This window comes from Agaribacillus sp. DX54, from assembly GCF_056858335.1.
The window spans coordinates 61,408-84,195 of the sequence record NZ_JBXEQE010000020.1 but is presented as its reverse complement, the minus strand read 5'-3'; the positions used below and the strand labels follow the sequence as shown (position 1 = coordinate 84,195).

Below are 22,788 nucleotides of genomic sequence, written 5' to 3'. Positions count from 1 at the left end.
TTTCAGGCAACGTGCATTTTCACGATCCCCTTGTAACGATAGAGTTTTAAACCAAAGTGATTGCCAATAAAATACTTCAACCTGTTTTCGGCCAAAACCGCGCTGTGCTCATTTTCGTAGAAAACGGTTAACGCCAAAACAGCTTTCAAAAACCTTGGCTCACGACAAAAATCTTTTGACCAGATGGTGAAGCACTCTTCCCAGTCCTCCTGGTATTTTTCATAATGTGTCTTACCATCAAAAAGTAATTCTAACTGGTTGGTTCCGATTTGATAACGGAATATTCCCGATATACAGTCATAGAATGCTTCAAGGTGCTTTATGCGATGAATTTTGTATGCCTGTATCCTCAGCACTGTATCATCCAGCAGCCCAAGGGGGTTGGATTGCTTCAGGTAGGCAGTTTTGACGTTTTCTATAAGTGCTTGTAAAAAAGGCACTTTTTTTTCAGCCTGAACTTCCTTTAACACATAATTTTTATCCAGCAGAAAATATTTTCGATTCATGCTTACGCTAAATAGTTGCTGCTTACAAATATAAACAACTGGCTACTCACTGTAAAACACTCTTTTCACACGCCCGCTCACTTCGGTTAGTATTTCATAGGGGATGGTGCCAATCTTTGAGGCAATTTCTCTAAGGGGCAATTCCTTGCCGAATATTACTACCTGATCTTCTTCCCGTGCCTCAATGCCGGTAATATCGATCATCGTCATGTCCATGCACACATTCCCAATTACCGGCGCCAATTGGCCGTTGACCCAGACAACACCTTTACCATTGCTGAACCTGCGGTCAAAACCATCGGCATAGCCAATGGCAAGAGTGGCAATCTTTTTTGGGCGATCGGCTTTTCCTACACGATCATAGCCAATTGTATCACCTTTTTTGACTTCCCGGATCTGTGAAATGGTCGTTTTCAGAGAGGCTACCGGCTCCAGTTCCTGTTGAATTTCCTGGTTGTAACCAATGCCATGTAATCCAATGCCCAACCGTACCATATCGTAATGGCGGTCAGGGAAACGGATAATACCTGAAGATTTGAGGATATGCTTTATGGCCCGCACTGACAATGATTGTTCGATAAATGACGCTCCCTGATCAAACAATTTAAACTGATTTTGCGAAAATTCATCATGTTCGGCACCTTCTGAGCCTGCCAGGTGGCTAAAAATCGATGCGATACTTATTTACGGATATTCTTTCAAAATTGCCACCAGGGCTTCCAGATCTCCCTGATCAAATCCCAGCCTGTGCATTCCCGTTTCAAGCTTAATGTGGATTTTGACGGATTTCCCGTTTGACCTTAAAAACTCAGCTAAAAATCTGGTCATTTTCAGGCTGTAAACCTCTGGCTCGAGATTGTATTCTATCAGTTTCCCAAAGCTTTCAGGAGCGGGATTCATGACCATGATGGGGAGGGTAATACCATTTTGTCTCAGAATGACTCCTTCATCAGGGTAGGCAACACCCAGGTAGTCCACCCTGTGAAACTGCAGCAGGTTGGCTATTTCCAAAAAACCGGAGCCATAGGCAAATGCCTTTATCATCACCAGTATTTTGGTGGAAGCTTCCAGTTTGTTCCGGTAAAAATTCAGGTTATGGGTAATGGAATCAAGGTTGATTTCCATGACTGTACCATGAATTTTTCTTTGTAAAAAATGAACAATTTCCTCCAGTGCAAACCTGCGGGCGCCTTTGATGAGAATAACTTCATCTCTGAAATCATCCCCTTGGGTTGTGCTGAAAAAAGTTGGTTTGTCAGCATAAAACGTAGCGGCACCATTAAAAAGCCGCGCATGTTTTTTTAGTTCCGGACCAATGCCAATAAACCGGTCGATCGACTTGCTGGCTACCAGGGCCGCAACTTTTTTGTATAATTCCGGTTTATCAGGCCCTGCCTCAAGAATATCAGAGAGAATGAGGGTTTTTTTTGCCTTTTGATTTTGTTGCGTCAAAAAATCAAGGGTGATTTTCAAGCCGGCAAAATCATTGTTATAGGTGTCGTCAATGAGGTAGCACCCATTAATTCCCTGCTTTAAAGCCAAACGCATCGACACCTGGCTCAAACCCATGAGCCCTTCCTGGATCAGCTTTTTGTCAAAATTAAGATACAGACACACACAAATGCAATTGATGATATTTTCGAGGGAAGCGGGATCATGAAAAGGAACTTTAAAAAAAAGCCGGTTGTCATTAAAATCCAGTTCCAGCGCTGTCATGTTGCCATGTGCGTATACGTCTTTTATCAAAACATTGGCCGGTTGGCTTTTAGACCAGGAGAACAGCTTTTGAGGAGGTCTGGTTTGGGCTAAAAGCACCTTGTAGACGGCCTCGTGGTCCCTGCAGCAGATGACTACCTGTGCATTTTTAAAAAGTTTTGCCTTTTCCTGAATTTTCTCCAGCTGCGAGGTAAAGCCCTTGTCATGGGCGGAGCCTATGTTGGTAAAAACGGCAATGGTAGGACGCAAAACCTTTTCTATCTTCTCCATTTCCCCAGGTTTGGAGATACCTGCTTCAAAAACCCCAACCTGATAGTGGTCACTAAGCTGCCACACTGAAAGGGGCACTCCTAGCTGGGAGTTATAGCTTTTGGGGCTTTTTACCACCCGCAATTTTCCTGAAAGCATTTGACTGAGCCATTCTTTGACAATGGTTTTGCCATTGCTGCCCGTAATTCCTATAATCGGAAAACGAAAACGTGACCGATGAAAAGCCGTTATCTTTTGAAGAGCTTCGAGGCTGTTTTGTGCCTTGATGACATTAGCGCCGGACAAGTGATTGTAGCGCGTTTTGTCTCCGGCTTCGACCAGAAACTGTCTGATTCCGTCCTCATAAAGCTTATCGATGTAGTCATGTCCGTCATGAAAGTCTCCCTTTTTTAAATAATTAACTTTCTGTTTTACCCCCCATAGTAACCTAAAATTATACTGTCAGGGGTGCAGGGCAGCATTTCCTTTGTGAAGGCGGCATAAGCTTTACCAAAATAAATCATTTCTGCCAACATTGTTTTATCTTCCAGGGCAGTAGCATTAAATGAATCGGATAAAAACAGAAGGCATGAGGGTACCAGGTATGCCTTGTTCAGCCTTTTCCGAATGTATTGCGGGATATCCTGAGGCTGATAGGTACCTTTTTCACCTAAAAACCAATCTAAACCCAGAATGATCAATTCCGGTGAAACATAAAGATCACTTCCGTCTCCCAGTCCGGTAATAATGGTCTTTATTTCAGGTGGCTCGAATTCGGGGTAATAGTATTTGATGCGTGCAAATGCATCCTCAAATGACTCCCTGACGTCAGCCAATTCGTCAAACAATAAATCCACTTCCGTTCGCACGGTATCTAAATAAGGGTTAGAAGATAGCGCCAGTAACTTATTTACCAAAATCGAATTGTGAGGATACTGTGAGCGCTGATAAAACGCCTCTGTCAATACCGGATTATCATCCATAAATCTAATGGCTTCGTCTTTTGACGTTAAGGCAAAAAAATCGTCCTCGAGTCTTTCAATTTCGAGATTGATATTAATATCACTGGTATTTATATGCTCACCACATCGTTTATTTCCACAGGAGGAAATCAATAGAATGCTTAAGAATAATGGCAATATTGATACCTGATAAATTTTCTTCATACATGTTTAACTAAAAAATACGAGCGCTACCACTTAGTGGCAATAAACCTTCGATATAACGCCAAAACTATAAAAAATTATGTTACAATTTTTATTGTATTTATGCCTGTCCTTACACAAAAAGGAAAATACGTCCCGGACGAAACTGTAGATAGTCTATTTTTTGCTCAATAAATCAATCAGCCTGGAATCCGATTGACTAACCGCAATGAAGTTAGGCCCCAAAAAGTCTTCATACTTAAAATCATACTTTCTGAATTCTACCAATTTGGGGAAAATTTTGCCTGCGATATAGCCATTTGATTCAAAAAATTTGTAGTAATCAATCAGCAACTTTTTGGTTGAAATATTGATATAGCCATATTTAAACTGTATCGCTTTAATGTTGGTATGTTTGATGCTATTTTCAAACCCTTTGAGCGCATCGAATTCCGCTCCCTCAATATCAAGCTTTAAAAAATCTATATAATCTATTTTATGCTTTTTCATGAAGTCATCTCCTCGCACAAGTTCAATCACAAGTTTTTGATTTATTTTATAGGGTAACCCTTCAATATCATACAAAGAGGAATGGGAATGTGCGTTAAACAAATTTATTTCCTTGAAGCAGTTATCTTTGAATAATTCCTTTTTGAGGGGAATAACATTTCGATGATCTTTTACATTGTCAACCAGTCGCTGAAATGTGCTCTCTACTGGTTCAAAAGAATATATTGTACAATCAGGAATAAACTGGTTGATTGACAAAGAATAATCTCCGGTGTTCGCTCCTCCATCCATAATAATCAAAGGGTTCAGCTTAGAGATTTTTTTCAAAATGGTTAGTTCGCCATTGCTGTATACATCATGGTTCCGGTTTTCATAGAACCGGTTTAATGATCGTCCAAAACCTGCAAGGCCTTTAAAAAATGTGTTATGGCAATTCCTTTTTAGGAACCTTTTTACGCTTGTCATGTCAGTTCGGCAATTCTGTTATATTTAAATTATTAGCTACCCAGGTTATTAATCCGGGAAAGACTTATCTGTGTCATAAGTTGAAATACCTGTCAAATGAAAAGCCGATTAGGCATTCCCCGTGATCTCATGAATTTCAATTTCTGAAAGAAAAAATCAGTTTGTCATCTTTATGGTGTTGAAAGATGCATTGTATCCTGAAAAAATACCAAGACCATTTTTCACATTGGTTCGAACTTGAACTGGTAATGAAAATGGATTTTCCCTGGTTTCAGCTTCCTGCAACCTCGCGGTGGTGGCATATTCAAAGTGGGCTTTGTTTATATGTTTCAAAATTGCCTTAAAGCTTGTGGTTTGATCCGATACTTGATACCAAAGAATGGCAAATTGATAGGTGTATAACTGGCCGTCAAATGAGGCATCACTTAAGTATATTTCCCGACTTAAAGCAGAATTTGACTCCGTAAACCCAATTTTTTGCTCCAATAGTGAAACGATTTCGGGACTAAACGTGTAGTGTATATCATCATGACCTCTCATTTCCACCATAATTTCAAGGGCATAGAAGTTTTCTTCACCAGGTGGATCCTGAAAAGATATTTGAGCAGGAAGACCTGCTCTCTCATCTGGTAAAGAGATCATTACCGGGTCTACCTCAAAATCTGTCAAAAGAATTTTAGAAGGTACATTTGTTGAGGCTTCTACCGGTTCAAAATCAGGAGCACTTACATTGATAGCATAAAGATTTCCTTCAGATGCAACAAAACCATTTGTTGTATAAACGTTTTGTTTTCTGATTGTATCCCCTAAATCCAAATAAGTTTGAGGTTTCAGTACCTCCAGAAATTCTCCGTTCTGATATAGTTCAATAGTGGCATTATTCACCTCAAAGGGGGTGCGCTCCAAATCGGTATAGGACAGAATATGCTCTGTTCTACTTACTCTTATGACCATGGTACTATCCGTATTGAATAACCCGCCAACTACAAGTTTGGATGGCTTCTCCGGTATTTCAAGTTCAATAGTATTTTCACAGGAAAAATTGAAAAGCATCAGGATACCACAGATGGTGAACCGGTTAAAATTTCTTTGTTTATTGCTATATGCTTTCATTGAACAAATAAGTTATTTTCTAAAATTCAAACAGATACGATACTGACGGCACAATAGGGAAAAGCGTACGTTCCCGGAATAGCCTGACCAGCCGGTTATCAGTAAAATCCTGGACCGGCCTGGTTTCTATAAAAAGAGGATTTCTTCGGTTATAGGCATTGTAAATCGTCACTAACCAGGTCCTTTTTCCCCATTTTTTCTCTTTGACAAAGCTGATACTAATGTCTAACCTGTGACTTGCCCTTTGCCTGAACGCATTTCTGGAATCAAAGTCTAATAGGTCTAAATATGCAACGTCTTCCTGGCCGACGAGACTCGTAGTTCCAAAGTATTCGGCAAAAGGTAATGTTAACGCAATTCCAGTACCATATACCCAATTAGCTGAAGCCTGAATATTATCCCTTAAATGACGGGTAAGTACCAGGTTAACGTCATGCCTTCTATCATATCTGTAGGGAAACGATTTACCAAAATTTATTTCCTCAAAAGTCCTGTTGGACCATGCCAGGGTATACCCCAGCCAACCTTCCATTTTGTCCCAGTTTCTGCGAATAAAAAATTCCATACCATAGCTTTCACCACGGCCACTGACAACCTTATCCTGCCAATCTTCATTTAATCTTAAAAAATTTGCCCCTTCCTGATACTCAATCAGGTTATCCAATTCTTTATAGTAACCTTCTATGGTTGCCTCCAGTCCTAATTCAGGAAGTGAATATGCAAACCCCAATGAATACTGGGAGGACTCCTGGGGGGCTATTTTGTCTGTGGCAGGTACCCAAAGATCTGTAGGCAAACCCAATCCGGGATTTGTAAGCAAATGCAAAAATTGAGCCATCTGTGAGTAAGACGCCTTCACTGAAAAATTTTCATTTAACAGGTAGCGCAATGAAATCCGTGGTTGAATAGACTTGTAAAATTTGGAATTTACATCAAACCCTGATAGATGCACCCCCATGTTTGCCTGAAATTTGGCCGACAGCTTAAAATCATCCTCCACATAAAACGAATATTCCCTGGCGTTAATGTCTGAAGTGTTGAAGGTGGTATCTACCCTTTCACTTGCCAGCATTCCTACCACATTTGGTTTAAAGTTATGATCAATAGCTTGTAATCCAAATCTCACATAATGATCGGGGTGAGGGAAAAAATCAAAATCAAGCTTTACGCCCAAATCCCGAATATCTGATGAGGTTCGGAAGTATTGAAACTGAGTAAGGGTATCTGTAGCATTTTTGGTTTCCTGGAAGAACTCATCGGAAGCTTCAAAATCATACGAACTTCGGGTCAGGCTCAGGTTGCTGAACAATTTCGGCGTAATGACATAATTCCAGCGTAACAATGCAATCGAGTTACCCCATTCGACCCTTGACTTATTTTGGTTTTCGACATGAATCGGGTCAAATGGTACTACACTCTCTAGTGTTTGCTGACTATCTAATAAAGATCCCTTATCCCTTCCGGCATAAGCGCTAAAATAAACCCTGCTTCTGTCAGAAAACCTGTGGTTTATTTTAGCATTTATGTCAAAGAAATTATAGCTGTCATCTGTAAATGGTTTGGCTATCAAATCAAGGTAGGTACGACGGCCGGAAACCATAAATGAAGTTTTATCTTTAACAATCGGTCCTTCTAAAGTAAGGCTGCTTGTCATAAGACCTACATTCCCGGATCCCCGAAGCTCCTTCATATTTCCTTCTTTCATACTCATTTCAACCACCGACGACAGCCTTCCACCATACCGGGCAGGAAATGCTCCTTTAATCAATTTAATATTATTGATAGCATCGGAGTTAAATACAGAAACAAATCCAAAAAGATGAGAAGTATTATAAACAGGTACGCCGTCTAATAGTATAAGATTTTGATCCGGACCACCCCCTCTTACATAGAAGCCTGCACTTCCTTCATTGCCTGCCTGCACACCGGGTAACAGTTGCAGTACCTTAATAACATCTGTTTCACCACCGATGGCAGGCCTTGTTTGCATTTGCTTTCTGGTGAGATTGATGGTTCCCATTTCAGTAGTTTCCTGTATAGCAACCTGTTTATCAGCAGATATAATTATCTCTTCAAGCAATGTACTAAGATCCAATCCTACATTGACAGTAGTATCTTTGCTTAAGTAAAATGTTAACAGACTTTTCGGTGCCCCAACATATGAATAATCGAGTGATACCTCTCCCACCGGAAGCGTTAAGCTATAATAACCATAATAATTGGTGGTAGATCCTAACCCGCTGTTTCGGTCAAAAACAGTGGCTCCTATTAAATTCTCACCGCTGCCATTTTCCCTTAGATATCCATTGATAGTAGCTTTCTTTGGAGATGGTTTTCCGGTCGATAGTCTCTTTTTTAAGATTACTTTATCATTTTTTACAATGTATTGAACCATTTTTCCCTCAAAAAGCAAATCCAGGTACTCTCTTACGGCACCACTATCTTTAGAGATGATCACCTTCTGATTTACATCAATTTTTCCATTATCGTAGATAAACTTTATGTCCGTTAATCGCTCAATTTGTGATAGAACCTCCTTAATTGTACCTTCTTTTAAGGACAATTTGACAGGTGCATCCAAGACTGTTTGTGCAGTAAGCATATTGCTAGTCAAAAGTACTAATGACACCACTATGATCTTGCGTGTGTTAATTAATTTCATTGATAGTTTCAGTGATTCTGATTTCAGCTTCCGTACTAAGAATTATAAGTGAGATGATTTCCTCCAGCGGCTGATTGTCGAAGGTGGCTGTCAACCGGGATGTAGTGGATTCATCCCATTCAAGATTTACATCAAAATGTTCTGTCAATACACCGATCACCTGTTCCATAGGGGTATCATCAAATATCAGTATTCCGGTTTTCCAGGCTAAAAAATTGGGATCTGTGTTTTGTTTTTCGGTCAAGTTTTTAGAGGATAAATCAAAGCTTCCGATTTCTCCTTCTGTGAGAAATAATGAATCTTTACTATTATTAAATAATAATACCTTGCCTGATAAGACCACAACATTAATAAATTCCTTACCAGCGGCATCTACATTAAATGAAGTACCAACTACCTGTGTGGTTAGCTCACCGGTATGTATGGTGAAAGGCCTTCTACTATCCGGATTTACTTCAAAATATGCTTCTCCTGTAAGAAATACATGTCTTGAGGACTTACTTTCTTTAAAAGTAATTTCACTATCCCTGTTTAGCCAGGCCAAAGACCCATCGGGTAATTCAATATTAAATTGTCTTTCATGTTGCGTTACGATTTTTACTGGCGCCTCATTGAAAATAAAAAGGTATAACAAAGTTACCATTATCAGTATTGAGGCCGCCGTGCCTGCAATCCATCGATATAAGTGTGGATAATAGTTTTGCCTGGGTCTTTCTTTTACCTTGTCTAAAAATTGTTCCCAGGCATTTTCAACATTTGGTGAAAATGGGCTGCGGGTTTTGGTGGCCTGCTCCCATATCATTTTGGTTTCTTCAAAATAATGTCGGTTTTCAGCTTTTTTGGAAAGCCATGTTAAAAACGCTCTTTCTTCATCTTCCTCCAACTCTCCCCGAAGAAACCGGCCGATACGAATGTCCAAGTAGTTCATTTGATAAATAGTAATTGTTTACCTTCACAAATAGGACATTCAAAAGCAGGTGCAATACCCAAATAGAGAATAAAAAATTTTAGGGCATACCCTGATGATTAGATCAGCAGCAGTACATCAGGTTATCATGATATGAGTAAATACAATATCCAAAGGATTGCCAGGATTATTCCTTCTATAATCAGGTATGGTTTTAATTCCTCACGCAATTTTTTCAGTGCTATTCCTATTTGATTGTCCACTGTCTTTTTACTCACTCCAAGATGTTTGGCAATTTCACTACCGGACATATGTTCAAATCGACTCAGATTAAAAATCACCTGGCATTTTGGAGGCAGTCTTTTAATGGCCAGATCAATTCTTTGTTGCAGCTCATTTAACTTAACTTTCTTTTCGGTAACATTATCACTATGATCCGTAAGCGAAGCAAGGCTGACTATGGTTCTGCTCTTTGAAGACTTTAGATAGTTAAGGCTGGCATTAATCGTTGATTTTTTAACGTAGGCATTAATATCACTGACAACTATCATATCTCTTTTATTCCAGATTTTGATAAAAAGATTTTGTACAACGTCTTCGGAGGCTGACTGATCACCAATAATATTGAAGGCCAGGCCACAAAGCTGTTTGTAATAAGATTTATAGATAGATTCAAAAGAGGTCAGATCTTTAAAAACTTTCATAACTATTCCTAAAGTAAAAAAATACCTCTATTCAGGCAACATGCATGCTCATGATTCCTTTATAACGATAGAGCTTTAACCCAAAATAATGACTGATAAAATATTTAAGCCTGTTTTCGGCCAGGAGGGCGCTCTGTTCATTTTCATAAAAAACAGTTACAGCCAGCACCGCTTTTAAAAATCTGTCCTGATGACAAAAATCTTTCACCCAGGTGGTAAAACATGTTTCCCAATCTTCCTGATATTTTTCATAGTGCGTCTTTCCATCAAAAAGTAATTCCAACTGGTTGGTTCCTATCCGGTACCTGAATATTCCCGACAGGTGGTCATAAAACTCCTCCAGATGCCTGGTTTCGTGAATTTTATATGCTTGTATATGCAGCACGGTATCATCGATAAGGCCAAGGGGGTTACACCGGCTCAAATAATTGATTTTTACATTTTCAATTAATTTTTGCAGAAAAATTACTTTTTTTTCAGCCTGAACTTGCTTTAACAAATAGTTCTTATCCAGGAGAAAATATTTTCGATTCATTGTCATCATAATGGGTACCAGCTACAAATATAAACAACCAACTACTCAATGTAAAACACCCTTTTTACGCGACCGCTCACTTTGGTCAATATCTCATAGGGAATAGTACCAATTTTTGAGGCGATTTTACGCAAGGGCAATTCTTTGCCAAATACTACCACCTGGTCTTCTTCTTGTGCTTCGATACCGGTGACATCGATCATAGTCATATCCATACAAACATTTCCTATCACTGGTGCCAGCTTACCATTGACCCAGACGACACCCTTCCCGTTGCTGAACCGCCGGTCAAAGCCATCAGCATAGCCAATGGCCAGTGTGGCAATTTTTTTTGGTTCATCGGCTTTCCCCATACGGTCATATCCTATAGTATCACCCTTTTTCACTTCCCTGATTTGGGAAATAGTCGTTTTCAGGGAGGCCACCGGCTCAAGCTCCTCCTGAACTTCATCGTTATATCCGATGCCATGCAATCCAATGCCCAGCCGTACCATGTCGTAATGGCGGTCCGGGAAGCGGATAATGCCCGAGGATTTGAGGGTGTGCTTTAAAGGCCGGACCGACAACAATTTTTCAATAAATGCCACTCCCTCATCAAACAACTTAAATTGATATTGTGAAAATTCATCGTGTTCAGCATCTTCAGACCCTGCCAAATGGCTGAAAATTGAAGCAATTTTTATTTCCGGATACGCTTTTAAAATTGTCACCAGTGCTTTCAGATCTTCCGGAGCAAATCCAAGCCTGTGCATACCTGTTTCCAACTTAATATGGATTTTCACAGACAGATTGTTTGCCCGTAAAAATTCAGCCAAAAGCTTTGTCATTTTTAGACTGTACACCTCCGGTTCAAGATTAAACTGGATCATTTTCCCAAAACTTTCCGGCGCAGGATTCATAACCATGATGGGCAAGCTTATACCATTTTGTCTTAAAATGACACCCTCATCCGGATAAGCAACCCCCAGATAATCCACCCGGTGAAATTGCAGCAAGTTGGCAATCTCCAAAAAACCGGAACCATAGGCAAATGCTTTTATCATCACCAGGATTTTGGTAGAGGCGTCCAGTTTATTTCTGTAAAAATTCAGGTTATGGGTTATGGCATCAAGATTGATTTCCATCACCGTGCCGTGAATTTTCCTTTGTAAAAAATCTACAATTTCTTCCAGGGCAAATAGGCGGGCACCTTTTATGAGTACAACCTCATCCCTGAAGTCCTCCAAATTGGTCGCCTTAAAAAAAGAGGGCTTATCAACATAAAATTTTCCGGTATCATTGAAAAAACGGGCGTGCCTTTTAAGATCGGGGCCGATACCAACAAACCGGTTTATCGACTTACTCGCCACCAGGGCTGCTACTCTTTCATATAATTCCGCTTTATCGGAGCCCGCCTCCAGAATGTCGGAGAGAATGAGCGTTTTTTTTACTTTTTGATTTTGCTGTGTCAAAAAGTCAAGCGCAATTTTCAAACCAGCCAAATCGTTGTTGTATGTATCATCAATAAGGTAACACCCGTTGATTCCTTGTTTTAGTGCCAGGCGCATGGATACCTGGCTCAGGCCCATAAGGCTCTCCTGGATCAGTTTTCTGTCAAAATTTAAATAAAGACAAACGCAGATGCAGTTGATGACATTTTCGAGGGAGGCTGGGTCGTGAAAGGGAACTTTGAAGAACATCCGGTTTTCATTAAACTCCATTTCGAGGGCAGTCATGTTTCCGTGATCATAGCTATCTTTTATGAAAACATCAGCCGATTGACCTTCAGACCAGGAAAACAGTTTTTGCGGGGGCCTGATCTGATTGGAAAGCACCTGGTGGATTGCTTCATGATCCCTGCAGTAGATAACTACCTGCGAATTTTTAAAAAGTTTTGCCTTTTCATGGATTTTCTCATCTTGGGAGGTGAAACCTTTGTCATGGGCGGATCCAATGTTTGTAAAAACGCCAATGGTAGGTTGCAGAACTATTTCTATCTTGTCCATTTCTCCTGATTCAGAAATCCCCGCTTCAAAAACTCCGATCTGGTGCTGGTTACTCAGTTGCCAGACCGACAGGGGTACCCCCAATTGGGAGTTATAGCTTTTAGGACTTTTTACCACCCGCAGTTTTGCGGATAACATCTGGCTAAGCCATTCTTTGACTATGGTTTTACCATTGCTACCCGTGATACCAATGATTGGAATACTGAAGCGGGAACGGTGAAAAGCCGTTATTTTTTGCAGAGCTACCAGGCTGTTGCCGGTCCTGATCACATTGGCTCCGGTCAGATGATTGTATTTTGTTTTATCACCGGATTCTACCAAGAACTGTCTGATGCCATCCTCATAAAGCTTATCGATATAATCATGCCCGTCATGAAAGTCTCCTTTTATAGCCACGAACAATGCTCCCTGCCGGATAGATACTTTACGGCTATCGGTTAACAAACTTTCTACAGCCATGTCCGATGAGAATGATAAAATTTCCCCACCGGTTATTTCCTCGAGTTGACTAAAACGTAAATGCACTTTTGTTCAAATTTTAAATTTACAGCATCAATTTCAATTCATACTGATCTATTTCATTAACAAAACCCAAACCTGTTAAGAACCGGGTGATTGATTTATGTTCCCGGTTGACATTGATAACAGTTAAAGCCCGCCCCGCACAATCCCGGAAGGCATAGCTGATTAAGGCACTACCTACTCCCCGCTGCCGGTATTTTTGATCTACCCCAATCCTTGAAATCCGTCCATTGGGTTGATAGACTGTATAACCTACAGTTACATTACTATGTTTGGCTGTAATAATAATTTCATTTGTTACGTTGTTTTGAAGCAATGACTGACTATCCAAAAAGGAGGTGTCGATATCATTAAAGCTGGCAAACAAATCCCAATCCGGTTGGGTGCATGGGGCAATCTCTACGCCTGACATTAAAGCTCCTTTTATTCCGGGCGTCGAAGGTAGCTTGAAACAGTTAAAATACCTGGCTTTTTCAAAGCCGATGGCTTCATAAACCCGGAGTGCTCGGTGGTTGGTGGTCAAAACTTCCAGGATACATTGACTTACATTTTGTTGTTTCAACAGAGGCAATACAAACGTATACAATTTTGAGGTGAGCCGCTGCCCGCGAAAATCAGGCACCACCCCGGTACCACCGTTGTATGCAGTAAGCCGACCATCGTAACAAGCCAGGCTGGTAAATATAAAGGCAACTATGTTGCCTCCATGAAATGCGGCCGGTGACAAGCCAAAATTAATGTTCAGCTTTTCTACAAATTTTTTGTAAAATTCCTTTTTGGTGAAGTCAAAGCGAAGTGGATAATCGGAAAATGCCGCCAAAAAAGCTTTATGCATTTTTGAAAGATCCTTGGACGCCATGCTTCTCACCAGCAAATTGCTCATATGTTATAGGTAACCGGATTATTCTTTGATAATCTAAATTGACAGTTCAAACAAAATTGTAACCATTTATCACAAATAACGTTACTTACATAAACATTTTCGCGATTTTTAGATATATTTATCGCTTCATGGTTAAATTTCTCAAATATGTAAAAGCGCTTACTGCTGTTCTTATAGCTATGGTGCTGTCATTAGGAACTGTGGTTGCTATAGATAATACCGATGCAAGAGGTAAAAATTCAGAGACAGAAATCGTTAACCCTGAGCCAGGCGTCGAACTCAACAAAACGGAGAAAGAAAAGGTGTTAAACGCCGATAGTCTCAAATCTGCCGAAAAAATAGGAGCAAACACCACAAAAAGCGCAGATGGTCAATCCAAGGTAAAAAAATCAGACAATACTGCTCCTTCGATTTTCTCCTATAACTTTGTTTTTTACCTGATGTACAAATTTAAAATTGCGGATATCTTCAACATTTCCAAGGAAAAAAACCAGGCCATCAAGCTACCCGATGAGTCATCGATTATTGTAAACGGTAAAAAACTGATCAATACGTTGCTACACAGAATTAGATACTAAGTAAAAACAAAATATAGATAAAGTAAAAAGCCAAACGTCAACGTTTGGCTTTTGTATGTTAGTCGGTTTATATCAAAATCAACTGGTTACCATAAACCTGTCAAGATCTTTCAACTTGATTTTTCCTTCATAATAGGCCTTTCCAAAGTGAACGCCCCAAACCCCCAACTCCTGCAGTTTTTCTATATCATCGATAGACCGCACCCCTCCGCTTGCAATCAAGCATATAGATGGGAATCTGTTAATCAGTTCTTTGTACAATTCAAAAGAAGGTCCTTTCAGCAAGCCATCTTTGTCGATATCGGTGGTTTTAAGATATTTTAAACCACGGTCGTAAAAGTATTGGACATGATCGAAAATGTTTATTTTCGTGTGTTTTTGCCAACCTTTGACGATGATGTTTCTGTTGATTGAGTCCGCGGCCAGTGTCACATTCTCCCTGCCGTACGAGACAATCCAGGAAGCGAATAATTCTTTATCGTAAACAGCTATGGTAGCGGCTGTAATATAATCAGCCCCGTATTCGAACGCTTTGCTAATATCACCATCCGTATGAATCCCCCCGGTGAAATCAACTTCCAGATTAGTATGCCCTGCGATGGCCTCCAGCACCCCGTAGTTAATAGGGCTGCCCCTTCTTGCACCATCCAGATCCACCAAATGGATTTGAGATATTCCATGATCTTCAAATTCCATGGCTACATCCAGGGGGCTGTCATTATAAACAATCTGATTTGAAAAATCTCCCTGCTTGACTCTTACACATTTACCCTGAATAATCCATATGGAAGGTAGAATTTTAATCATAATCGTTTTATTAATTTATAAAGCTGCTAATCTATTAAAAATTTTAGTATTACCGGCGTCTCTCCTGGCAGCGTCACCATCCAGCCGGCAAACCTTTGGGCATTTATTTAATGATAATCTTGTAAGTAAGTTTCTGAAATGTGGCTTCAAGGAAACTTTAATATACCAAAAAATTAAGTTAATAACAAATGCTGGAAAACAAACTTTTCAATACCGGACTACATGAATCGGTCGGTTTTCCTGTTAGATGGCCATATCAATGTTGCTTACAGTAGGGCAGGCCTTCAATATGCATTGGGTCAACTAAAAGTTAAAACTTCAACCTACAATAACTGTAAGTGGCTAAAGAAGTGATCAAACTGGTTTTTCTACCAGCTTAAATCCTGTGCCCCTAACTGTTAAAATCTCCAGCGCCGGATCCTCTTTCAGGTATTTTCTTAATTTGGTAATGTACACATCCATACTTCTGGCATTAAAGTAACTGTCATCCCTCCAGATAATTTTCAGGGCAGTGCTGCGATCCAGGGTTTGATTAATATTCAGACAAAACAGTTTTAACAATTCTGCTTCCTTGGAGGTTAGTTTGATGTCAGAATGCTTCGAAGTAAGTTGGTGGAGGTCATAGTCAAATGTAAATCCTCCAATTTTGAATATCTGGGCTTCAGGCTTGCTTTGAGTGTTATTGCCGGAACGCCGGAGTATGGCTTTTATTCTCAACAGTAACTCCTCCATGCTGAAGGGTTTGGTAATATAATCATCTGCACCTATCTTAAATCCCTCGATGGTATCTTGCTTCATTGATTTGGCAGTCAAAAAGATAACGGGTGTGGTCTTGTCAGCAACCTTAATCTCCCGGGCCAGTGAAAAGCCGTCTTTTTTGGGTAACATAATATCAAAAATGCATAAATCGAATTTGTCATTTTCAAAGGCCTTGAAACCCTCTTCCCCGTCACGGCATAATTTGGTATCAAACCCTTTTATATCCAGGTATTCCTTCAATATCTGCCCCAGGTTAGGGTCATCTTCAACCAAAAGTATTCTGTGTTTTTGCATTTTTTTTAGGGAAAAATAGTTCGAACATGCTGCCTTTATTCAGCTCACTTTTTACATGAATAGAACCTCCATGTGCTTCAACCATGGTTTTTACATAAGCCAGTCCTAACCCAAAACCTTTGAAGTCATGAACATTTCCGGTAGGAACCCTGTAAAACTTATCAAAAATCTTGTTCAGGGACTCTTTGGCCAGACCAATGCCCTTGTCAATTATCTTGATGCTTATGCCATTGGGTTTGTCCTCCGTTCTGACTGTAATTTTAGGTGTTACGGGCGAATACTTATTGGCATTATCCAGTAAATTTCTAATGATATTTGAAAGGTGTAACTCATCAGCCTCGATCATAGGTTGTTCGGCTTCCAATGCCTTTTCTACCGAACCACCTTTCTTTTCAACCTGCATATAAATATTGGAGACAGCCTCTTCAATTACCTGATTTACATTTACCTCAGAGAGTTTGAGGTCGAATTCACCCTTATCCAGGGTGGCCATCTGTAAAACTTTTTCAACCTGCACCGCCAGTCTTTTGTTTTCTACCTTTATGATGTCCAAATATCGCTCACGAACGCTCTCATCCTGGCTAATCTCTTTATCCTGTAAAGCCTCACAGGCCAGAGAAACCGTGGATATAGGCGTTTTGAACTCGTGTGTCATGTTATTGATGAAATCATTTTTAACCTCCGACAGTTTCTTTTGCCGGATGATAGTAGTTATGGCATAGGCAAAACAAAAAATAATGATCAGGATCAATAATATAGAAGAGGCCAGAGTAACACCCATTTTACGCATCAAAAATTTTTCCTGATTGGGGAAGTACACCAAAATTTGGTTAGAAGCACCTACCACGTCGTTGGGAAAAAGAGAAGCCCGTAAATCAGAATCACGTAACTTGTGATGATCATCGTCAATCTGTGCAAAGACAAACTCCTGGCTGTCTTCGTTTAAAACGCCATAATCAAAGGATAAGTTGATACCTTTATTGATAAATTCTGCCCTTAACAGGGAATCTAGTTGCCGTGGTTTTATCCTGTTCTTAATTTGTCTTTTGCCTGAAAGTATTTCGTTTAACACCACATTAAACATTTCTGCCTTTCTGGCAATCTTTTGAAAATCCTGCTTTATGTGTTTTCCGATTTCGCTATCATTATTGTATTCTTTACGAAGCACTTTCACCGGGTTGTTCCCGTCCCTGATATTGGTCTCTTCACTAATGTTGGCCTGATTATCGATCTCGGCGATAATTTCAAAACCATCTTTCGCTTCAAACTGGTAGCTTAAAACGGTCTGATTGGGTATGGATGTACTGTCACTATTCAAATCGCTGCGATTTACCACTCTTTTTTGGAATGAACTTTCGAAAAACTCAATGGTGTCTGAGTCGAGGTTCAATGGATCACTCCACCGGAACTTACTTTTAAAGTTATTCTGAGCGATCAAGAGGGTTTCCTGCTTTTCCAGTTTTTGCGCAACGAGGTTCAATACCTCGTGTACATCCTGTTTAAACCTGGCTTTATTGATTCGCTGGGCATTATTGACCCAATAGATCTGAAAGCCCACCAGCCCCAGCAAAGCCGCGGTCATTAGAATAATGATTAAACGGATGGTTTTTCTGCTCATATCACCGACAAAATTAATCTTTTAACACTAATTACGTTCGTTGTTTAACAATGTTTAACAATGCTTAACGGCACTTTAACGCAATAGCAAAAATTATTTTGATGGCTATTCTTCATAACTACGGGCAGAATAAACCAAACCCAGATTAAAAAACTGATTTAACTGCACCTCATCTACCTGGTCAAAATCGTAAATAACAATCGCTCCCAGGTTTACACTTAAAAATTTATTAACCTGAGCGTTTATAATCAGGTCAAGCCGGTGGTCCCACTTATCAAAACTCAGGTTCTCGTAATTCAGAAACAGAAGGTATTTCCATTTCAGATTCAGATTTTCGGCGATGTCTTTGTCAAAGTCTACCAATGCCTGGAAGGCCAGCCATTCCGACCTTACCTGATCTCCCGGATCCACACCATAAGCCCCCAGGTCCGATAAGCCGTCATCTGCTACAAAGGTAAATCTCGGCGTGAAAGGAGAAAGTCTGACATTAAAATAATCAACAGGCTGATATTGAAATCCCCAGGCAAATGTCAAAAACGCCGGGGCGAAAAACTGGGAGATGAGACTATCCCTCACTTCACCATTTGGAAATTCAACGTCGTAATTAAAGCCGTTGGCAAACTGGGTTAGCAAATTGGCCGAGGAAAACAATTCCCAGGAGTCACTTAATGTCCTTCCGTATTTGGAATCAAGAAAAATCCTGTCAATAGACTTCCTGGCACTCTGGTCCTGATTTTTAACAACTCCGTAAGCCAAATCAATTTCATTATCCCATGAATGGTTATCCTTTCTGTATTTTGCTTTAAAATTAAGTAAAGCATTTGCGCCGATTGAATTAACTCCTCCACCTGTCCAGTTGGAGGTAAAAGATGCCTGCGTAAAACTTATCCCAACTTTAAAATCCTTTTTCCAATAAGTGGTATCAGGGTTATCCTGGGCCAGGACAGCCAAACTCTGACATAGAAAAAGTATAATTAATGATGCAGCTTTAGTATTCATAATTTTCTAAAGTTATAGTTTTGGTTATTCTCAGGTTAAAGTTGACAAATATAAATAAAGCCAATAAAGTGAAGACATTATTATTAATTAGACCAGTATAAGGATTTTTCCGGTCAAGCCGTCCGACACCGCCGTAAGTGGCTGTTGCATAACGCTTTGGATAAATTTCTTGGTGTCTTGATACCTCCGTGGTGCCCCTTTTTTAACCGCAAAGTTCCCCAAGGTCAGACAATATTTGGGAAATCAGCATATCACTAAAATGTTTGATAATTCCTAAATTTTAATTGTTCTTTTATAAAACATTTCAATTTGATACTTTTGCCAAGTTTCAGATAAAAAGTAAAGTATTACAAGTATGAAGCTGGTGAATAACAAGTATCAAATGCAGGGGGTTGACCTGGAGAAAATAACTAAGGAGTTTGGCACTCCCCTGTATGTGTACGACGGTGAAAAGATCATCAATCAAATCAGGTATTTGAACAAGGCATTTTCAGGCTTAAATGTCAAAATCAAATACGCTGCCAAGGCGTTGACCAATTTATCCATTCTTAAATTGATACGGAAGGAGGGAGCCGGGATTGATGCGGTATCAATTAATGAAGCACACCTCGGTATTAAAGCCGGCTACCAGCCTCATGAAATATTATTTACCCCTAACTGTGTATCTTTTGATGAGATCAAAGAGGCAGTGGCGCTTGGGTTGATGATTAATATCGATAATATTTCAATTCTGGAGCAATTCGGTAATGAGTACGGCAGTTCGGTACCATGTTGCGTCCGGCTCAACCCACATATTATGGCTGGTGGCAATGCTAAAATCTCGACTGGGCATGTTGACTCAAAATTTGGTATCTCCATTTTGCAAAAAAGACATATCCTAAGGGTGGTTCAGACTTACAAAATAGATGTCATAGGTTTGCATATGCATACAGGCTCCGACATCCTCGATGCAGAGGTTTTTCTGAAAGCCTCACAAATTGTGTTTGACATTGCCAGGGATTTTGAAAACCTGCAATTTCTCGATCTGGGAAGCGGGTTCAAGGTAAGTTACCGCGATGGGGATGTCACGACCGACATCAAACTACTGGGAAAAAGCATTGAAAATACTTACAAAAGCTTTTGTAAAGAATATGGCCGGGATTTGGAATTGTGGTTTGAACCGGGAAAATTCCTGGTGAGTGAATCAGGGGTTTTGCTGGTTAGAACCAATGTGGTTAAAACCACCCCGGCCACAGTTTTTGCAGGAGTAGATTCAGGAATGAATCATCTGATCAGGCCTATGATGTATGATGCTTATCATGACATGGTAAACATTAGTAACCCGAAAGGTACAAAGAGAGTGTATACCGTAGTGGGTTATATCTGTGAAACAGATACCCTGGGATGGGACAGGCAACTCAATGAAGTAAGGGAAGGTGATATTATTGCTATTAAAAATGCCGGTGCCTATGGTTTTTCAATGGCTTCTAATTATAATTCGCGGCTCAGACCCGCCGAAGTATTGATTCTTAACGGCAAGGCTCACTTAATCAGAAAACGGGAGACTTTTGAGGATTTGCTGAGACATATTGTTGAAGTAGAGGTTTAGCTTAGCTTCTTTCGTCCGGTTCATACGCTTCAAATTCGACGATAAAGTTAGCCCCCTCACCAAAAGTACTTTCGCATCTTACTTCCCCTCCCATGGAGTCAACAAAACGTTTCACGATGGAAAGCCCCAAACCTGTCGAGTCTTCATTACCTGTAGGCCTGGCCGCCAATCGTTGAAATTTCTTGAACAGCCTGGGCATGTCCTCTTTCCTGATTCCAGGGCCCTGATCAATTATTTCTATTCTAACGAGTTTCTTGTGTTTACCTGCTTTGACACGGATGGCTTTTCCCCTGGGTGAAAATTTAATGGCATTTGACATCAGATTTTCCAATACTTGTACCATATAGTTCAGGTCAGCCTTCACAAAACACCCATTTCTTTGGAGTTCACTGTGAATAGTCAGGTTCTTCCGGTTGGCCAGTTCTACAAAATTTGTCAACACCTCGTCAACCACCTTCGATACATCAAAAACCTCCTCCCGGGGGTCGATCTCCTGCTTGTCAATATTGCGGATGTTCAAAGTACGGCCAATTAAACCCCTCATTCTTTCGGTTGCGTAAGAGATCATATCTATGTATTCCTGATTCTTACCTTTGCCATCCGAATTCATTTTGATTACATTTACCAAACCCTTGATCTGGTCCAGGGGACTGCGAAGGTCGTGGGCAACCATATTCACTAAATTGTCTTTTTCCTCGTTGAGCTCAATCAATCGTTTATTTTTTTTCAGCAGGTTTTCCTTTTGCTTTACAATTTCATCCTTTTGGTTGATCAAAATCTTATTGTCATCCAATTTGTTTTTGTAAGCTATAATGGTTCCCAACGAAAATAAAAGAAGCAGAATCATACTGCCAATCAAGGTGTTATTTTTCAACTTATCGTTCTTGGCATTAAGTTGAAACAATTCACTGTTTTTTTCCTCAACTGCCAATTCGCCTCTTTTCTGGGTTTCAGCCACTTTAATCTGGTTTGCTTTTTCCTTTTCAAGTGACAGTCTTTCAATCTCCCGTTCACGGTTTTCATACTCATTCTCCAACGCCACTATTTGAATCTCTTTTTGCTCCTGAAACAATTTATCCCGGTAGCTCGCATATCTTTTATAATAAGTCAGGGCCGGCCCGAACTTGTTTGATCTTGTGCTGATGTCCGAATAAATGAGATTCACTTTCATTAACGCTTCGGTAAAACCTTCCTTTCTGGCAATTCCGTACGCCCAGTCAGCATTTTTAGTGGCCAGTGAAAGCCGGCCCAATTGCAGATAGCTGCTTGCCCGCTCAATATAGTTTTTGGCCATCAAGCTTTTATCGTTAAGCTTTCTGGCGTATTCATGTGCTTTGAAAAAATAATTCAAAGCAGCTTTGGGGTCTGCTTTACTTTTGTAGGATAATCCTATAAAGTAATTCAAGTTCATCTGACCGGTAATATCAGCCGCTTGTTCGTAATGTTTCAAAACATCTGTGTAGAGTGCAATGGCCTGCTGATATTTTTTCTGATTATAATAGATATGAGCCACTTTCAGCTTAGCTGCTGATGCCAGCTCCCGGTCACCTGAATGATCCCCTATATCAATGGCCTGAAAGTAGTATTCAAGCGCCTTCGGTGTATTTCCCTGTTTATTATACAACACCCCGGCAGCTATCAGGTTGACCCCTGCAAGCTTGTTTTCATTGAGCGATCTGGCAAGATCAATAGCCGCAACATGTTGATCGATGGCTAATTGGTAATTTTTCCTTTGGCTGTAAATTTTTCCCAAAGTCTTCAGCGCCTTGATTTGCCCCAGCTTATCCTCATTTTTACGATTGAGTGCCAGGGCTTCACGGGCTAATCTCGTAGCCTCCAATGGCGAACCATCGAGGATAACGGTGGCCAGCCCAAGTAAGTAGTCTTGCCTGTTATCCAATTTAACCCGAAGGCTGTCAGCTTGTCGTATAAGCTGCCTGAAAAACAAAGCGGCCTTTTCATTATTGCCTTTTACATGTTGAGCAAATCCGTTGCCTCCCAAAGCCTGTAACCGACCTTTATGGTATTGAATCTCTGCCGAAACCTTGCCAGCCTGATTGAAATAATAAATAGCGGAGTCAGCATTAGCAGATAAATATGCCTCTCCCAATTGAGTGAGGATATTTACCTTGGAGGAATCCGTAGCCGTCGCAAGTTGGCGTTTTAATTCATTGGTGCTTTGAGCCAACAGATCAAAGCAAGCTAAAAGTAAACACAATATATAAATAGAAAATCTCACGATT

Annotated in this window: 17 protein-coding genes and 1 pseudogene; 2 read left to right on the top strand and 16 right to left on the bottom strand. The window is 40.2% G+C overall.

What is annotated here, in order from left to right; genetic code table 11:
- Positions 1-2: 2 nt before the first annotated feature.
- The 11 genes and pseudogenes from AC04NP_RS19715 to AC04NP_RS19665 all read right to left on the bottom strand — a co-directional run bounded on the left by AC04NP_RS19715 (position 3) and on the right by AC04NP_RS19665 (position 13,902).
- Entirely contained in the window at positions 3-506 is a 504-nt protein-coding gene (locus tag AC04NP_RS19715) for a hypothetical protein (protein ID WP_482861652.1), read from the bottom strand.
- Positions 507-548: 42 nt separating this feature from the next.
- A pseudogene (locus tag AC04NP_RS19710) lies at positions 549-2,777 on the bottom strand (bifunctional UDP-N-acetylmuramoyl-tripeptide:D-alanyl-D-alanine ligase/alanine racemase).
- A gap of 125 nt (positions 2,778-2,902) precedes the next feature.
- Positions 2,903-3,637, bottom strand: a complete 735-nt coding sequence (locus tag AC04NP_RS19705; protein ID WP_482861651.1) for a gliding motility protein GldB-related protein — start codon at positions 3,635-3,637, stop codon at positions 2,903-2,905.
- Positions 3,638-3,793: 156 nt separating this feature from the next.
- Positions 3,794-4,591: an FkbM family methyltransferase gene (locus AC04NP_RS19700; RefSeq protein ID WP_482861650.1), complete on the bottom strand. Its 798-nt coding sequence runs from the start codon at positions 4,589-4,591 to the stop codon at positions 3,794-3,796.
- Between the two features lie 156 nt (positions 4,592-4,747).
- Positions 4,748-5,704 carry a DUF4249 domain-containing protein gene (locus AC04NP_RS19695; RefSeq protein WP_482861649.1) on the bottom strand — a complete coding sequence of 319 codons (957 nt, stop codon included), beginning with the start codon at positions 5,702-5,704 and terminating at the stop codon, positions 4,748-4,750.
- 19 nt (positions 5,705-5,723) lie between these two features.
- Positions 5,724-8,366, bottom strand: a complete 2,643-nt coding sequence (locus tag AC04NP_RS19690) for a TonB-dependent receptor (RefSeq protein ID WP_482861648.1) — start codon at positions 8,364-8,366, stop codon at positions 5,724-5,726.
- Positions 8,353-9,294, bottom strand: a complete 942-nt coding sequence (locus AC04NP_RS19685) for a FecR family protein (RefSeq protein WP_482861647.1) — start codon at positions 9,292-9,294, stop codon at positions 8,353-8,355. The genes AC04NP_RS19690 and AC04NP_RS19685 overlap by 14 nt, the downstream gene beginning before the upstream one ends.
- A gap of 125 nt (positions 9,295-9,419) precedes the next feature.
- The gene (locus tag AC04NP_RS19680) at positions 9,420-9,977 is read right to left on the bottom strand and encodes an RNA polymerase sigma-70 factor (protein WP_482861646.1); all 558 of its coding nucleotides are present in this window, start codon (positions 9,975-9,977) and stop codon (positions 9,420-9,422) included.
- Positions 9,978-10,008: 31 nt separating this feature from the next.
- Positions 10,009-10,521 (bottom strand): hypothetical protein, encoded by a 513-nt coding sequence (locus AC04NP_RS19675; RefSeq protein WP_482861645.1) that lies wholly within the window; start codon positions 10,519-10,521, stop codon positions 10,009-10,011.
- A 32-nt stretch (positions 10,522-10,553) separates the two neighbouring features.
- A complete protein-coding gene (locus AC04NP_RS19670; protein ID WP_482861644.1) occupies positions 10,554-13,022 on the bottom strand; it encodes a bifunctional UDP-N-acetylmuramoyl-tripeptide:D-alanyl-D-alanine ligase/alanine racemase in 2,469 nt (822 codons plus the stop codon).
- Positions 13,023-13,041: 19 nt separating this feature from the next.
- Positions 13,042-13,902, bottom strand: a complete 861-nt coding sequence (locus tag AC04NP_RS19665) for a GNAT family N-acetyltransferase (protein WP_482861643.1) — start codon at positions 13,900-13,902, stop codon at positions 13,042-13,044.
- A 128-nt stretch (positions 13,903-14,030) separates the two neighbouring features.
- Between AC04NP_RS19665 and AC04NP_RS19660 the strand changes: the two genes are divergently transcribed.
- Positions 14,031-14,480 (top strand): hypothetical protein, encoded by a 450-nt coding sequence (locus AC04NP_RS19660; protein WP_482861642.1) that lies wholly within the window; start codon positions 14,031-14,033, stop codon positions 14,478-14,480.
- A 78-nt stretch (positions 14,481-14,558) separates the two neighbouring features.
- On the opposite strand, the gene AC04NP_RS19655 is transcribed toward AC04NP_RS19660, so the two are convergent.
- The 4 genes from AC04NP_RS19655 to AC04NP_RS19640 form a co-directional block, all read right to left on the bottom strand.
- Positions 14,559-15,287, bottom strand: a complete 729-nt coding sequence (locus tag AC04NP_RS19655; RefSeq protein WP_482861641.1) for a 1-(5-phosphoribosyl)-5-[(5-phosphoribosylamino)methylideneamino]imidazole-4-carboxamide isomerase — start codon at positions 15,285-15,287, stop codon at positions 14,559-14,561.
- Positions 15,288-15,641: 354 nt separating this feature from the next.
- A complete protein-coding gene (locus AC04NP_RS19650) occupies positions 15,642-16,340 on the bottom strand; it encodes a response regulator transcription factor (RefSeq protein WP_482861640.1) in 699 nt (232 codons plus the stop codon).
- Positions 16,312-17,958 (bottom strand): sensor histidine kinase, encoded by a 1,647-nt coding sequence (locus tag AC04NP_RS19645; protein WP_482861639.1) that lies wholly within the window; start codon positions 17,956-17,958, stop codon positions 16,312-16,314. Before AC04NP_RS19645 ends, AC04NP_RS19650 begins: the two co-directional genes overlap by 29 nt.
- A gap of 105 nt (positions 17,959-18,063) precedes the next feature.
- Positions 18,064-18,957 carry a DUF3078 domain-containing protein gene (locus AC04NP_RS19640; protein ID WP_482861638.1) on the bottom strand — a complete coding sequence of 298 codons (894 nt, stop codon included), beginning with the start codon at positions 18,955-18,957 and terminating at the stop codon, positions 18,064-18,066.
- A gap of 355 nt (positions 18,958-19,312) precedes the next feature.
- On the opposite strand from AC04NP_RS19640, the gene lysA reads away from it, so the two are divergent.
- Positions 19,313-20,545, top strand: a complete 1,233-nt coding sequence (gene lysA, locus AC04NP_RS19635) for a diaminopimelate decarboxylase (protein ID WP_482861637.1) — start codon at positions 19,313-19,315, stop codon at positions 20,543-20,545.
- A 1-nt stretch (position 20,546) separates the two neighbouring features.
- Here the strand turns inward: lysA and AC04NP_RS19630 are convergent, their stop codons facing one another.
- Positions 20,547-22,784 (bottom strand): tetratricopeptide repeat-containing sensor histidine kinase, encoded by a 2,238-nt coding sequence (locus AC04NP_RS19630; RefSeq protein WP_482861636.1) that lies wholly within the window; start codon positions 22,782-22,784, stop codon positions 20,547-20,549.
- Between the last annotated feature and the right edge of the window lie 4 nt (positions 22,785-22,788).